Genomic DNA, 13,864 nt, shown 5'->3' on the forward strand with positions numbered 1-13,864 from the left:
GTCCAACGGCGAACGCCGGAGTTTTCACGCGGCCGGGGTTCCGAACGATTCCAGGGCATCCGGTTTCGACTGGGCGTCGCGATGGCGGCCGCCCTGCTGCCGATCTTCATCCTGAGCCTGATCCAGACGCAGGCCGACTTTCGGCAACAGGCGCAGGACCGGCAGGTCGGACTGCAACTGGCCGCCGAACGTTCCGCCGACAACGCCAAGGCGCAGTTGGACAGCGCCCATATCCTGCTGCGCGCCCTGGCGCCGGACGCGATGGGCCCCTACTGCGCTTCCCGCCTGACCGCCCTGGTGAACCAGCTTGAGGGCTATGAAGGCCTTTACAGGCTGAACGCAGGGGGACAGGCCATCTGCGCCTCCGGCCGCAGCGACGGCGCAAGGTCGGACGTGGCCCCCGCGTCCGAAGCCCCCTGGTTCCGGCGACTGAAAGGCGGCGAAAGCCTGGTGGTGGAGCGAGCGCCCGCCAGTTCCGGCTATCAGGCCGCGCTGATCATCGCCATCCGCGCGGAACGGCCGATGGGCGCGTTCGACGGCGCCATGGCGGCGGTCATTCCGCTGTCAGTCCTGCAGCCGAACACCCATGACCGCGCCCTGCCCGCAGGTTCCGACGCCGCCATCGCCGATTCCACGGGACGGCTTCTGGTCGCCAGCAATCCTGAGGCCTTCGTCCTGAACCAGAGCGGCAAGGTCGGCAGTTGGATCAAACGCGCCAGCGAACACGGCTCGTCGGTGTTCGAGGCCAGGGACACCGGCGGGCACCGGCGTGATTATTCCGCGGCGCCCCTGGCCGGCGGCGACCTGTACGCCCTGCTGTCCGCCCCCGCACCCGTCCTGCTGTCCTGGGCGCGGCTCAATCCGATCAGCACCCTGCTCTTGCCCCTGGGCGCCTGGCTGACGGCGTTTGCGGCGGTGATGCTGTTGTCGGAGCGCATCTTCATCCGCTGGCTGGACTATCTGGAGCGGGTCGCAGCCATCTACGCCAAGGGCCGGTTCTCGGTGCGTCCGCTGCAGGCGATGAATGCTCCGTCCGAAATCCGCGTCATGGCCAAGACCCTGGACGAGATGGCCGAGGCCATCACCGAGCGCGACATCGAACTGAATGCCTCGCTGGCGGAAAAGGACGCGCTGATGCGCGAGATCCACCACCGGGTGAAGAACAACCTGCAGATCATCTCGTCCCTGCTGTCGATGCAGCAGCGCGCCCTGACGGACGCCCCGGCCAAGGCTGCGCTGGGGGATACGCGCCAGCGGATTTCAGCCCTGGCCCTGATCTATCGCACCCTTTACCAGAGCGAGGACATCCGCCACGCCGACGCCAAGGTCTTCCTGACCGAACTGGTCGGCCAGTTGATCGCCAGCGAGGCGGGGCGCGGCCCCTTGGTCACCAGTTCGGTGGAGGCCGACAGCCTGTTTGTCGACCCGGACAAGCTGGCGCCCCTGGCCCTGTGGCTGGTCGAGGCGGTGACCAACGCTCAGAAACACGCCTTCGCCGGGCGCGGCGGCGAACTCAAAGTCCGCTTCAAGGTCAATGGCGACACCAGCCTGCTGGAGGTCGAGGACGACGGTCCCGGCGCCGCCGGGATCGCAGAGGCCGGGGTGGGCCGCACCCTGATGGGGGCCTTCGCCAAACAGCTGCGCGGCGAGGCCGAAATCGTCGAGGCGCCGTCAGGCGGCGCCATCGCCCGCATGACCTTTGTGACCCCTGAGGCCCTGACGCCCAACGATCCGACCGACAAGGCCGGAACCGCCGCCAAAGCGTCGCGTTAGACCAGCGAACCGACGCCCCTCGACGTCGGCAATCTGGAGAGACACCCATGCGCAAGATCTTTATTCTGGTCGCCGCCGCCGCAGCCCTGACCACCGCCGCCTGCAACACGGTTGAAGGCGTGGGCCGCGACACCGCCGCCGCCGGCCACGCCGTCACCGGCGCCGCCCAGGACGCCAAGAACTAATCCGCACGCGGCCTCGCCGCGCCAAAGACGCTTGCAAGGCCCCGCTCCGTCGGGGCCTTGTTCGTTTCAAGACCGCCTCAGGAGATCGCTGTGAACCAGACCGCCCGCAACGCCGGCCTCGCCCTGCTGAAACAGCACGCCCTGATCGCTGGAGAACCGATCCCTGCGAAGGGCGGCGGCATCGCCGTGGACGATCCGGCGACCGGCGACATCATCGGCCACGTCCCCGATCTGGGCGCCAAGGAAACCGAGGCCGCCATCCAGGCCGCCGCCGACGCCTTCACCGACTGGTCCCGTTCCGATCCGCACAAGCGCGCAGCCTTCCTACGCGCCTGGGCCGCCTTGATCGATGAGAACACCGAAGGTCTGGGCGCCCTGATGGCGCTGGAGAACGGCAAGCCGTTCGAAGAGGCCAAGGGCGAGGTCGCCTACGCCAACAGCTTCCTGAAATGGTTCGCCGGTCAGGCCGAGCGGCTGATCGGCGAGACGCAGGACAGCCCCCTGGGCCATCTGATCCTGACCTATCGCGAGGCGATCGGGCCGTGCGCCCTGATCACGCCGTGGAACTTCCCCGCCGCCATGCTGACGCGCAAGCTGGGCCCGGCCTTCGCCGCAGGCTGCACCGCCGTGGTCAAGCCCGCCAGCCAGACCCCCTTCACCGCCATCGCCCTGGCGGAACTGGCCTATCAGGCAGGACTGCCCAAGGGCGCCCTGTCCATCGTGACGGGCGACGCCGCGACCATCGGCAAGGTGCTGACCGACAGTCCCCTGATCCGCAAGCTGAGCTTCACCGGCTCGACCGGCGTGGGCCGCAAGCTGGCCGAACAGTGCGCCCCGACGCTGAAGCGGGTGTCGATGGAGTTGGGCGGCGCCGCGCCCCTGATCGTCTTCGCCGACGCCGATCTGGATCTGGCGGTCGCCGAAACCATCAAGGGCAAGTTCAGGAACTCCGGCCAGACCTGCGTCTGCCCCAACCGCGTCTATGTCGAACGTGCGGTCGCCGAGGCCTATGCCGAAAAGCTGGCCGCCGAGGTGGCCAGGATCAAGGTCGGCGCCGCCTTCGACGAAGGCGTCAAGGTCGGCCCGCTGATCGAGGAAAAGGCCATCGACAAGGTCGAGAAGCACGTCGCGGCGGTCAGGGCCGATGGCGGCAAGGTGCTGACCGGCGGATCACGCCATGAACTGGGCGGGCGTTTCTTCCAGCCGACGGTGACCCTGGGCGGCGACGACGAACTGTTCCGTGAGGAAGAGACCTTTGGCCCGATGATCCCCGTCTTCGCCTTCGACACCGAAGACGAGGCGCTGGAGAAGGCCAACGCCAGCGAGTTCGGGTTGGCGTCCTATCTGTTCACCCGCGACCTGGACCGGGCCATGCGGTTTTCGCGCGGGATCGAGGCGGGGATGTGCGGGGTCAACACCGGCCTGATCTCCACCGCCGTGGCCCCGTTCGGCGGGGTCAAGCAGTCCGGCTATGGCCGCGAAGGCTCGATCCACGGCATCGACGAATATGTGGACATCAAGACGGTGACCCTGGCGCTGAAATAGGCGCATTTCAGACCAGAATCCGGGCGTCTCAGACGGTCAGGGAGATACCCGGCGCACCCAGATCCTTGGCCGCGTCCTCGACCTGTTTCAGGGCCTCGGCGGCGGCTTTTTCCGCCTCGACGCCGTCGCGTTGCTTGGCCGGATCCGCCTTGGCCGCAGCCGCCGACTTGGCCAGGCTCTTGATGCGGTTGGCCAGGTTACGGACGTCCGACAGAAACTCGCGGTCGGCCTTGGCGGCCTCACCGTGGCGCGCGGCCTCGGCGAACCTGACCTCGGCCTCCTGGGCCATGCGCTTGTAGGGATTGGTTTCGGCGCGCGGGTCCGCCGGGTTGGCCGCGGCCTCCTTGTCGCCGTCGCCGGTTTTCTCGTCGGGCTCAGCCGATGTCGTCTGGGCGTTCTGGGCGTTGGCCCCCGCCTCGGCGCCGTCGCCCGATGCGGCCTGAGCTGACGCGGCATCTGGCGATGAGGCGGTCGCGGACGCCGGGGCGGGCGTCGCCCCCAGATCACCAACAGAGCCGCCTGCGCCGGTGTAGCCCTTGACCGCAGACTTCAGCTCGCGCGCCAGTTGGGCCAGCACCTTGGGATCGACCGAACCGCTCATCTGCAACATCCGCAGGCGGGCCTTGATCTGATCCACCTTCTGTTTGGCGGCGGCCTTGCGCTGTTCCGACGCCTGGCTGGAGGAGGCCGAGTTCATGTGTTTCAGCGTCGCCACCGCCGACCGGGCGTCACGCAGCTTGGTCTCGGTGCGATCCTGGGCGGCCTTTTCGCGCTGGGCGCGGCCTTCGGCCAGGACATTGACCAGGGATGCGGCGGACGAGACGTTCATGGGCGAAGAGTCTGGACCGCACCGCTTAATGACCTGTGAATTACGCTACGCCTCGCCCTCGCCTCGGTCTTTTGGCATAAGCCCGCGATGAAGTTCCTCGACCAGGCAAAAATCTACATCCGTTCCGGCAATGGCGGCGCGGGCTCCGTGTCGTTCCGACGCGAGAAATTCATTCCCAACGGCGGCCCCGACGGCGGCGACGGCGGCAAGGGCGGCGACGTCTGGATCGAGGCGGTCGAGGGGCTGAACACCCTGATCGACTATCGCTACCAGCAGCATTTCAAGGCCCAGACCGGCCACCACGGCCAGGGCCGCCAGATGCACGGCGGCAAGGGCGACGACATCCATCTTAAGGTGCCCGTCGGCACCCAGGTGCTGGACGAAGACAAGGAAACCGTCCTGCTGGACCTGGATAAGCCCGGCAAGATCGAGATGCTGCTGAAGGGCGGCAACGGCGGCTGGGGCAATGTGCGCTTCAAGGGGCCGATCAACCAGGCGCCGACCCACGCCAATCCGGGCCAGGAAGGTCAGGAGCGCTGGATCTGGCTGCGCCTGAAGCTGATCGCCGACATCGGTCTGGCGGGTCTGCCCAATGCGGGCAAGTCGACCTTCCTGTCCGCCGCCAGCGCCGCACGGCCCAAGGTCGCCGACTATCCCTTCACCACCCTGACGCCGAACCTGGGCATGGTGGACCTGTCGCCGTCCGAGCGGTTCGTCATCGCCGACATCCCCGGCTTGATCGAAGGCGCCAGCGAAGGCGCAGGCCTGGGCACGCGCTTCCTGGGCCACGTCGAGCGGTCGGCCAGCCTGATCCACCTGATCGACGGCACTCAGGATGACGTGGTCGCCGCCTATCATGTCATTCGCGGCGAACTGGAAGCCTATGGCGAAGGCCTGGGCGACAAGGCCGAGATCCTGGCCCTGAACAAGATCGACGCCCTGTCGCCTGAAGAGCGCGAGGAAAAGGCCGCCCAACTGCAGGCCGTCGCCGGCCGCCGCCCCATGCTGGTCTCCGGCGTCTCGGGCGAGGGCGTCCCCGCCTTGCTGCGCGCCGCCTGGGCCGAGGTGAAGAAGACGCGCGGCGCCCTGGCCGAGGAAAGCGAAGCCGGTCAGGTCACCGGCTGGCAGCCCTGATCCGCCGTCCGCCCTGAAATCAGAAATCGCCGCCCGCCCGAGCAGGCGGCGATTTTCGATGCTATGGCTTGGCCTCGTCCGAGGTGAAGCTGGAGCGTTCGGCCCTGATGCGTCGCTTTTTCATAGGATCAGCCGCCGCCGCCCTGATCGGCCTGCTGCTCGCGGGCGGCGCCTACTGGGCCTACTGGCATTTCCATGCGCGCTTCCAGCCGGTGACGATCAACCGCAATCAGGCGCAGATTCAACGGCTGCTGGACGAGGCCTCGTGGGTGTCTGACGGGGCAGGCGGCAAGGCCGTCTATATCGTCAGCTATCGCGACAGCGGCTCGGCCCAGCGTTACGAGCGCGAAGAGGCGGCCAAGCTGAGGGCAGCGGGCGTCGAGGTTCGTTACATCGTGTTCGCCCGCGCCGACCGCGAGGGTCTGGCCCAGTCCACGGCGGCGGAACGGGCCACGGTCGCCGAACTGTGGCTGAGCCGCGACTGGATGCTGCATCAACGCTGGATGGCCACCCCGTCTCGCAGCTGGACGGCGGCGGGCGTGCCCCAGGCGGACGGCAATCTGGCCCGCACGGCGGTCGTGGACGCCAGCCGCCAGTTCGATGAGCAGTTAAGCCTGCTGCTGAAACAGGCGGGTGTGCGGGTGACCTATCCGCTGATCCTGTGGCGCGACCGACAGGGCTTCCTCAAGGCCTGCGCCTGCGTCGACAGCCGGTCCTGGCCCGCCCTGCGCGATGATCTGAGCGCGCCCGACCGCGTGGGCCAGCCAGCGCCGGATGACGAGGCGATCAACCCGGTCGAGGAGCCCCTGCAGATCGAGCCGGTCCAGCCCGCCGATGACGGCGCCCTGCCCTATCCCAAACTGTCGCCCACGCCGCCGCCTGCCGCAGCGCCGTCCGAGCCCTATGCGCCCTATCCGCTGGCCCGTCCCGAACCTCTGCCTGGCCCGTTCGCGCCACCAGCACCGCAGCCGCAGTTTCGTCCTCAGTCCCAGCCTCAGGCCCGGCCGCCTGCGCCTTCACAACCTCGGCCGCGTCCGCCCGCGACGACACGCCATGCCCCGCAGGCCCAGAAGCAGGACGATACGACCTTCTATTAGAGGGCTCGACAGGCGGCGATCAGGCGCTCCACGTCCGCCTCGTCCTGATAGAGGCCGAAGCCGAAGCGGATCACATCGTCGCGCACGTCAGTGACGATGTCGGCCTCAAGCAGGCGCGCCTGCCAGGTCTTGGCGTCAGCGTGGCGCAAGGCCAGGAAGCGGGCGCGCGGCGCGTCAGCATCCACGGGATTGAGGATTTCAGCTTGGTCCAACACGCCGGCCTGTCCCGACTGGACGGCGGTCTGGAACTGCTGCGCCAGGGCGCGGGCATGGGCGGCGACATCGGCGGTCGTCAGGCCCTGATCCGCCAGCATCCCGCGCACGGCGTTGAAACGGTACAGGGCCGAACAGTCGAAGGTCGCGCCCCAGAAACGGCCACCGTCAGAACGATACTGAACCCCTCCCGGCGGACCGGACAGATCGCCGAACTCCGCAAACCAGCCTGTGACGACAGGGCGAGGGCAGAAGCCGGGCGGCGCGTGCAGGAAACAGGCCCCCTCGCCCGCCATGGCGTACTTGTAGCCGCCTGCGACATAGAAAATGCGGTCCGCCACTGCCGACAGGTCCGTCGGGACGGCCATGAAGCCGTGATAGCCGTCAACCAGCACCCAGGGTCCCTCGGGCCGCGCCAGATCGGCCAGGTCCTCGATTCGGTCGAACAGGCCGCCGGTGCGGAAGAAGACCTGGCTGACCATGATCCAGTCATGCTGAGCTTCACGCGCCGCAGCGACGAACCGGTCGGCAAAGGTGTCGAAGGGCGCCAGCGGGATGCGGGTGACCACCGCCTCGCCCGCCTCCTGCCAGCGCTCGGCTTGTCGGCGGAACGAGTGGAACTCGCCGTCCGTCGCCAGAATGCGGACGGGCTTCTTCTCGAACCCAGAGAACAGACGCAGCAGGAAATCGTGGGTGTTGGACGAAAAGACCAGACTGTCCGGCGACGGCAGGCCCAGTTCCTTCGCGACATTCGCCTGCGCCTGCGGGATCACCTGGCCGAACAACAGATCCCATTTGTTGTCGGCATGGATGTTGGCGTCGATCCAGGCCTGCTGCTGAGCCTCGAAACTGATGTCAGGCCACAGATGATGACTGTGGGCGGCGAAATGCAGCCGCTCCGGGGCCAGCGACAGGGCGCGGGAGAAGAGGGACTTGTGGATCATCCCTCTTCTTAGCCCTTAGCGCAGCCTACTGTCATTGGTGCGCGGCGAGCGATAGCGCCCGCGCGCGGCGCCCCGCTTAGACCAAGGCCCCGTGGCAGTGCTTGAACTTACGGCCCGAGCCGCAGGGGCAAGGGGCGTTGCGGCCGGTGACTTCCCACCCGGCAGGCAGGGCGTCGATGGGCAGGCGTGAACGCTCGTCACCGATCAGCGTGCCCTCAGGGTTCTGCGCCTGCGGGTTCAGCATCTCGTTTTCGCCGGTGCCGGGGTTCAGGTGGATTTCCTGGAACTCGGGCATTTCAGGCGGCGCCTGGAAGCGGAACTCGACCGTCATCAGCCAGCGGGTGACGTTGTGGCGCAGGTCGTAGAGCAGGCTTTCAAACAGGTTGAAGGCTTCGGTCTTGTACTCGTTCAGCGGGTCGCGCTGGCCATAGCCGCGCAGACCGATGACGCCGCGCAGATGGTCCAGATGGACCAGGTGCTCGCGCCACTGCATGTCGATCATCTGCAGCATGAACTGCTTTTCCAGACCGCGCGTCTGGTCGGCGCCGATCTGTTCCAGACGTTCGGCGGCGCGGGCGTCGGCGGCGGCCAGAAGACGCTCCTCGATCTCTTCGTTGGACACGCCTTCCTCGGCGGCCCAGTCATGCAGCGGCAGTTCCAGACCCAGGGTCGAGCGGACGCGTTCGTCCAGGCCGTCGATGTCCCACTGCTCGGCGTAGGCCTTGGGCGGCATGTAACGCTCGACCAGGTCGGAGACCACGTCGCGGCGGAAATCGCCGACCAGTTCCGACAGGTCCTCGGAATCCATGAACTCCTGGCGCTGCTCGAACACGGCCTTGCGCTGGTCGTTCACGACGTCGTCGTATTTCAGCAGGTTCTTGCGGATGTCGTAGTTGCGGGTCTCGACGCGCTTCTGGGCGGTTTCGATGGCGCGGTTCAGCCAGGGGTGGGTGATGGCCTCGCCCGGCGCCACGCCGAAGGTCTTCATGATCGAGTCCAGACGATCACCGGCGAAGATGCGCAGCAGGTCGTCCTCGCAGGACAGATAGAATTTCGAGGTGCCGGGGTCGCCCTGACGGCCGGTGCGGCCGCGCAGCTGGTTGTCGATGCGGCGGCTTTCGTGGCGCTCGGTGCCCAGGACGAACAGGCCGCCCGCCGCCATCGCCTGTTCCTTCAGGACCGCGATCTCGGCCTTGAACTCGGCCTCCTTGGCGACTTCCATCTCGTGAGTGACTTCGACCGCCAGATTGCGTTGCTCCAGCAGCCACTTCTGCATCTTCATCTCGAGGTTGCCCCCGAGCTGGATGTCGGTGCCGCGGCCCGCCATGTTGGTGGCGATGGTCACCGAGCCGGGCAGGCCCGCGTCAGCGACGATATAGGCTTCCTGTTCGTGCTGGCGCGCGTTCAGGACGCTGTGCGGGATGCCCCGCAGCTTGGTCTCGTAGGTGATGTCATAGGCGGCGTCGCCGATCTTCTCGGCTTCCTTGGCCTTGCCCGCATATTCCTTCTTCAGGGTGCGCGAGACCTCGACCTTGTGCTCGTAGCGGTTCAGCAGGTCCGACAGCTGCTCCGAACGCTCGATCGACACGGTGCCGACCAGGATGGGCTGGCCCGCCAGGTGGCATTCGGCGATCTGTTTGGCGATCGCCTGGTTCTTCTCGTCGTGGGTGCGATAGACTTCGTCGTCGTAGTCCTTGCGCTGGATCGGCCGGTTGGTCGGCACCTCCAGCACGTCCATCTTGTAGATGTCGCCGAATTCCTGGGCCTCGGTCGCCGCCGTGCCGGTCATGCCCGACAGTTTGTCGTACAGGCGGAAGTAGTTCTGGATCGTCACCGAGGCCAGGGTCTGGTTCTCGGGCTGGATCTTGACGTCCTCCTTGGCCTCGATGGCCTGGTGCAGACCTTCGGACAGGCGGCGGCCCGTCATCATGCGGCCCGTGAACTCGTCGATCAGGACGATCTCGCCGTCCTTGATGATGTAGTCCTTGTCGCGCTGGTACAGGGTGTTGGCGCGCAGGGCCTGGTTGGAGTGGTGGACCAGGCTGATGTTGGCGGCGTCGTACAGGCCGGTGGTGTCGGCGGCGAAATGCCCGCCGCGCTCCAGCGCCTCTTCGATCCGCTCGGAGCCCAGTTCGGTCAGCAGAACCTGTTTCTGCTTCTCGTCCAGTTCGAAGGTGTCCTTGTCCTTGATCAGCTCCTTGATCAGGCCGTCGAGGATTTTATAGAGGTCCGAACGGTCTTCGGTCGGGCCCGAGATGATCAGGGGCGTGCGCGCCTCGTCGATCAGGATCGAGTCGACTTCATCGACGATGGCGAAGTTGTGCGGGCGCTGCACCATCTCGCGGCGGTCATAGACCAGGTTGTCGCGCAGATAGTCGAAACCGAATTCGTTGTTGGTGCCGTAGGTGACGTCGGCGTTGTAGGCCTGCTGGCGCTGGCCCTGGCTCAGGCCGTTGACGATCACGCCGACCTCCAGACCCAGGAAACGATAGACCTTGCCCATCGTCTCGGCGTCGCGGCGGGCCAGATAGTCGTTCACGGTGATAACGTGCACGCCCTTGCCCGGCAGGGCGTTCAGATAGACGGGGGCCACGGCGACCAGGGTCTTGCCCTCGCCGGTGCGCATTTCAGCAATGCCGCCTTCGTTCAGGATCATGCCGCCGGCCAGCTGCACGTCATACTGACGCTGGCCCAGCACCCGCTTGGAGGCTTCGCGCACGACGGCGAAGGCTTCGGGCAGGATCTTGTCCAGGGTTTCGCCATTGGCCAGACGGTCGCGGAAGGCGTCCGTCATCATGCGCAGTTCGTCGTCGGACAGGGCCGCGAACTTCGGCTCCAACGCATTGATGCGCTGGGCGTGGTCCTGGAAGGCCTTGACCTTGCGGTCGTTGGAAGAGCCGAAAAGTTTCTTGGCGAAGCCGAGCATGTTGGATCCGGTAAGCGGTCGAGCGTCTGCGAGCTGGGCGGCTCTGAAATCCCGTTAGGGGCGGCGATAGGGGCGCTTCAAGAGAGGCCCGAACCGATGGCGGCCCCGGAGCGCCGCAAGCTGGCGCGCGCGAAGGGCCGCGCAGACGATCAAAACCCCTCGACTTGGGCGCAGCCGGGACTTAAGCACCGCCCTAACCCCTGTCAACGCGAGGGGCTTTCGGCCGCCTTCGACGGAGCGCCCCATTGACCCCATTCCGGCGGCCCTTCAGCACCCTGACCGTGGCGCTTGTGGCGGCGACACTGGCGGTTTCAGCCTGCAATCGCACGGGTGGCGCGGATCGCGCGCCTGAACCGGGCGACCGGGCGGTGGCCAAGGTCCAGTCGGAAACCATCTGGGCCTCGGACGTGAAACGCGAGGCGGTGGCGCAGGGCCTGATCGGCGAAGGCGAGCCGCTGGACGTGACATCGGACCTGTTCCGGCGCGTTCTGGACGAGGTCATCGACCAGAAACTGCTGGCCAAGGAGGCCGAACGCCGCCGTCTGGACGATTCGCCGCTGGCCCAGCGCCGCCTGGAGGCGACCCGCGAACGCATCCTGGGCGACATGCTGGTCGAAAGCGTGGTCAACGGCGCCATTTCCGACCAGGCGGTGCAGAACCTCTATAATGAGCAGCTTCGGCTGGCGAAGACCTCGGAAGAGATCCGCGTCCGCCTGATCCTGTCCCGCACAAAGACCGAGGCCGACGCCGTAATCGGGATTCTGGGTCAGGGCGCCAGTTTCGAGGCCGTGGCGATGGAGCGTTCGGTGGACGAGGCGACGCGCTTTTCCGGCGGCGATCTGGGCTATTCGACGCTGGACGTCATGCCGCAGGCCTACGCCAGCGCCCTTCGCGACAAACCGGCCGGCTCCACAGTCGGCCCGTTCCAGACCGAAGGCGGCTGGGCCGTGCTGCGGGTCGAGGACCGCCGCAAGGAGAACCCGCCCACGCTGGAGCAGGCGCGTCCGCAAATTGTCCGCTATCTGACCTATGAGGGGGTGCGACAGTTGCTGGAGCAGCTTCGCAACAAGGCCAAGGTGAATGTCCTGCTGCCCGGTGACGGCGCGCGCCAGGGTCAGGAACCCGCCTCCGCCCAGGGAGCCAGCCAGGCGCCCGACCAGACCTCCAACCCGACCAACACCCCCGCACCGGCCGCCTGACATGACCAAGCCCCCCTCCAAGACCGGCCACAAGATCGAACAGGCCCTGGAACAAGCGCTGGAGAAGGCGCTGGATCCGTTCGCCACGGCGCTGAAACGCGCGACGCGCCCCGGATCGGACGCGCCCGCCGCGGCGCCCGCTCCCGCCGCCGGAAAGCCCGGTCTGGCGATTTCGCCCCTGGCCGTGCCCTTCCCCGCCATTCCGCCCATCGGCGGGGTCGAGATCGCCACCGCCCGCGCGGGCTTCTACAAACATGAGCGCGACGATCTGGTGGTGTTCCGCTTTGCGCGCGGCACCAGCTGCGCCGGGGTCTTCACCCGCCACAAGATCGGCTCGGCGCCGGTCGACTGGTGCAAGAAACAGCTGGGATCGGCCGAAGGCGGCAAGGATGTGCGCGCCCTGGTGGTCAACGCCGGCTGCGCCAACGCCTTCACCGGCAAGGCCGGGGCCGATGCGGCGCGCCGCACCGCCTCGGAGGTCGCCAAACGCTTCGGCTGCCGCCAGCGCGACGTCATGCTGGCCTCGACCGGAGTGATCGGCGTGGTGCTGGACGAAAAGAAGATCATCGCCAAACTGCCCGAGGTCGAACAGGGGCTGGATTCCGACGCCTGGGCCAAGGCCGGTCGCGGCATCATGACCACCGACACCTTCCCCAAGGGCTCCTACGCCGAGGCCGAGATCGAGGGCTACAAAGTCCGCATCGCCGGGATCGCCAAGGGGTCGGGCATGATCGCGCCGGACATGGCGACCATGCTGGCCTTCATCGTCACCGACGCCGACATCCATCCCAATGTGCTGCAGGCGCTGCTGGGCCTGCACGTCCGCACCACCTTCAACTCGGTGACCGTGGACGGCGACACCTCGACCAATGACACGGCCCTGCTGTTCGCCACCGGGACATCGGGCGCGCCGCGCATCGGGCGCGTGGGCGACCGCCGCCTGAAGAGCTTCTCGGCGGCGTTGGACAAGGTGATGCTGGATCTGGCGCACCAACTGGTGCGCGACGGCGAGGGTGCGACCAAGTTCGTCAAGGTGACGGTGGACGGCGCCGCCTCCCCCGCCTCGGCCCGCAAACTGGCCAAGTCGATCGCCGACAGTCCCCTGGTCAAGACCGCCATCGCCGGGCAAGACGCCAACTGGGGCCGGGTCGTCATGGCGGTCGGCAAGACCGAGGAGCCGGTCGACCGCGACCATCTGGCCATCTGGTTCGGCCCGCACGAGGCCGCCATCGACGGCGCCCCGTCCCCGACCTATGACGAGGCCAAGATGACCGCCTATATGAAGAATCCCGAGATCGACATCACCGTCGATGTGGGTTCAGGCCGGGCGTCGGCGACGGTTTGGACCTGCGACCTGACCAAGGGCTATATCGAGATCAACGGCGACTACCGCTCATGACCGACGCCGCCGTCCTGCCTACCGTTCTGGTTGTCGCCGTCGCCCTGGTCGATGTCGATGGCCGGGTGCTGATCGCCAAACGGCCCGAGGGCAAGAAGCTGGCCGGTCTGTGGGAGTTTCCGGGCGGCAAGGTCGAGCCCGGCGAACGCCCCGAGGCCGCCCTGATCAGGGAACTGCACGAGGAGTTGGGCATCGACGTCAACGAGGCCTGTCTGGCCCCGTTCGTTTTCGCCAGCCACGCTTACGATTCATTTCACCTATTGATGCCACTGTACCTGTGTCGGCGCTGGAACGGCGTGGTCACGGCCCGTGAACACGACGCTCTGGCCTGGGTGAAACCGAACAGGCTTTCGGACTATCCCATGCCCCCGGCGGACGAACCTCTGGTCGCCTGGTTGCGCGACCTGCTCTGAAACCGCCGACCAGGGAGGCCGGCCATGAGACGTTTCATCGCCCGCTTCCACCGCGACGACAGCGGCGCAACCGCCATTGAATACGGCCTGATCTGCGCCCTGATCTTCCTGGTCATCATCGGTTCGGTGGTCGCCTTCGGCAATGCCGCCACGACCGTGTTCAACACCGCCATCACCGCCATCACCGAGGCCATCAGCAAGGGCTGA

Annotated in this window: 12 protein-coding genes; 9 read left to right on the forward strand and 3 right to left on the reverse strand. The window is 67.0% G+C overall.

What is annotated here, in order from left to right; translation table 11 throughout:
• Positions 1-81: 81 nt before the first annotated feature.
• From phyK to JKF87_RS15825, 3 genes are all read left to right on the forward strand, one after another.
• Positions 82-1,773, forward strand: a complete 1,692-nt coding sequence (phyK, locus tag JKF87_RS15815; protein WP_201100860.1) for a sensor histidine kinase PhyK — start codon at positions 82-84, stop codon at positions 1,771-1,773.
• A 47-nt stretch (positions 1,774-1,820) separates the two neighbouring features.
• On the forward strand, positions 1,821-1,958 hold the full coding sequence (locus JKF87_RS15820) for an entericidin A/B family lipoprotein (RefSeq protein ID WP_201100861.1): 138 nt from the start codon (positions 1,821-1,823) through the stop codon (positions 1,956-1,958).
• A gap of 90 nt (positions 1,959-2,048) precedes the next feature.
• Complete coding sequence (locus JKF87_RS15825) at positions 2,049-3,503, forward strand: NAD-dependent succinate-semialdehyde dehydrogenase (RefSeq protein WP_201100862.1); 1,455 nt, start codon at positions 2,049-2,051, stop codon at positions 3,501-3,503.
• Positions 3,504-3,531: 28 nt separating this feature from the next.
• Here JKF87_RS15825 and JKF87_RS15830 read toward each other — a convergent pair whose 3' ends face one another.
• Positions 3,532-4,332, reverse strand: a complete 801-nt coding sequence (locus tag JKF87_RS15830; RefSeq protein WP_201100863.1) for a hypothetical protein — start codon at positions 4,330-4,332, stop codon at positions 3,532-3,534.
• An 87-nt stretch (positions 4,333-4,419) separates the two neighbouring features.
• On the opposite strand from JKF87_RS15830, the gene obgE reads away from it, so the two are divergent.
• Together obgE and JKF87_RS15840 are read left to right on the forward strand one after the other, a co-directional pair.
• Positions 4,420-5,466 carry a GTPase ObgE gene (obgE, locus tag JKF87_RS15835; protein ID WP_201100864.1) on the forward strand — a complete coding sequence of 349 codons (1,047 nt, stop codon included), beginning with the start codon at positions 4,420-4,422 and terminating at the stop codon, positions 5,464-5,466.
• A gap of 68 nt (positions 5,467-5,534) precedes the next feature.
• Positions 5,535-6,563 (forward strand): hypothetical protein, encoded by a 1,029-nt coding sequence (locus JKF87_RS15840; protein ID WP_236261449.1) that lies wholly within the window; start codon positions 5,535-5,537, stop codon positions 6,561-6,563.
• Here the strand turns inward: JKF87_RS15840 and JKF87_RS15845 are convergent.
• Entirely contained in the window at positions 6,560-7,720 is a 1,161-nt protein-coding gene (locus JKF87_RS15845; protein ID WP_201100865.1) for an aminotransferase class V-fold PLP-dependent enzyme, read from the reverse strand. The genes JKF87_RS15840 and JKF87_RS15845 overlap by 4 nt on opposite strands.
• Positions 7,721-7,796: 76 nt before the next feature.
• The gene (gene secA / locus JKF87_RS15850) at positions 7,797-10,646 is read right to left on the reverse strand and encodes a preprotein translocase subunit SecA (RefSeq protein ID WP_201100866.1); all 2,850 of its coding nucleotides are present in this window, start codon (positions 10,644-10,646) and stop codon (positions 7,797-7,799) included.
• Positions 10,647-10,891: 245 nt separating this feature from the next.
• Here secA and JKF87_RS15855 point away from each other — a divergent pair, with 245 nt between their 5' ends.
• Genes JKF87_RS15855 through JKF87_RS15870 form a run of 4 tightly spaced genes read left to right on the forward strand, consistent with a single transcriptional unit; the run spans position 10,892 to position 13,864 of the window.
• Positions 10,892-11,845 carry a peptidylprolyl isomerase gene (locus JKF87_RS15855; protein ID WP_236261443.1) on the forward strand — a complete coding sequence of 318 codons (954 nt, stop codon included), beginning with the start codon at positions 10,892-10,894 and terminating at the stop codon, positions 11,843-11,845.
• Between the two features lies 1 nt (position 11,846).
• Positions 11,847-13,244: a bifunctional glutamate N-acetyltransferase/amino-acid acetyltransferase ArgJ gene (argJ, locus tag JKF87_RS15860; RefSeq protein ID WP_201100867.1), complete on the forward strand. Its 1,398-nt coding sequence runs from the start codon at positions 11,847-11,849 to the stop codon at positions 13,242-13,244.
• Complete coding sequence (locus JKF87_RS15865) at positions 13,241-13,657, forward strand: (deoxy)nucleoside triphosphate pyrophosphohydrolase (protein WP_201100868.1); 417 nt, start codon at positions 13,241-13,243, stop codon at positions 13,655-13,657. Before argJ ends, JKF87_RS15865 begins: the two co-directional genes overlap by 4 nt.
• Positions 13,658-13,681: 24 nt before the next feature.
• The gene (locus tag JKF87_RS15870) at positions 13,682-13,864 is read left to right on the forward strand and encodes a Flp family type IVb pilin (RefSeq protein WP_201100869.1); all 183 of its coding nucleotides are present in this window, start codon (positions 13,682-13,684) and stop codon (positions 13,862-13,864) included.

This window comes from Brevundimonas nasdae, assembly GCF_016654005.1.
In the GTDB taxonomy this organism is placed as follows: domain Bacteria; phylum Pseudomonadota; class Alphaproteobacteria; order Caulobacterales; family Caulobacteraceae; genus Brevundimonas; species Brevundimonas nasdae.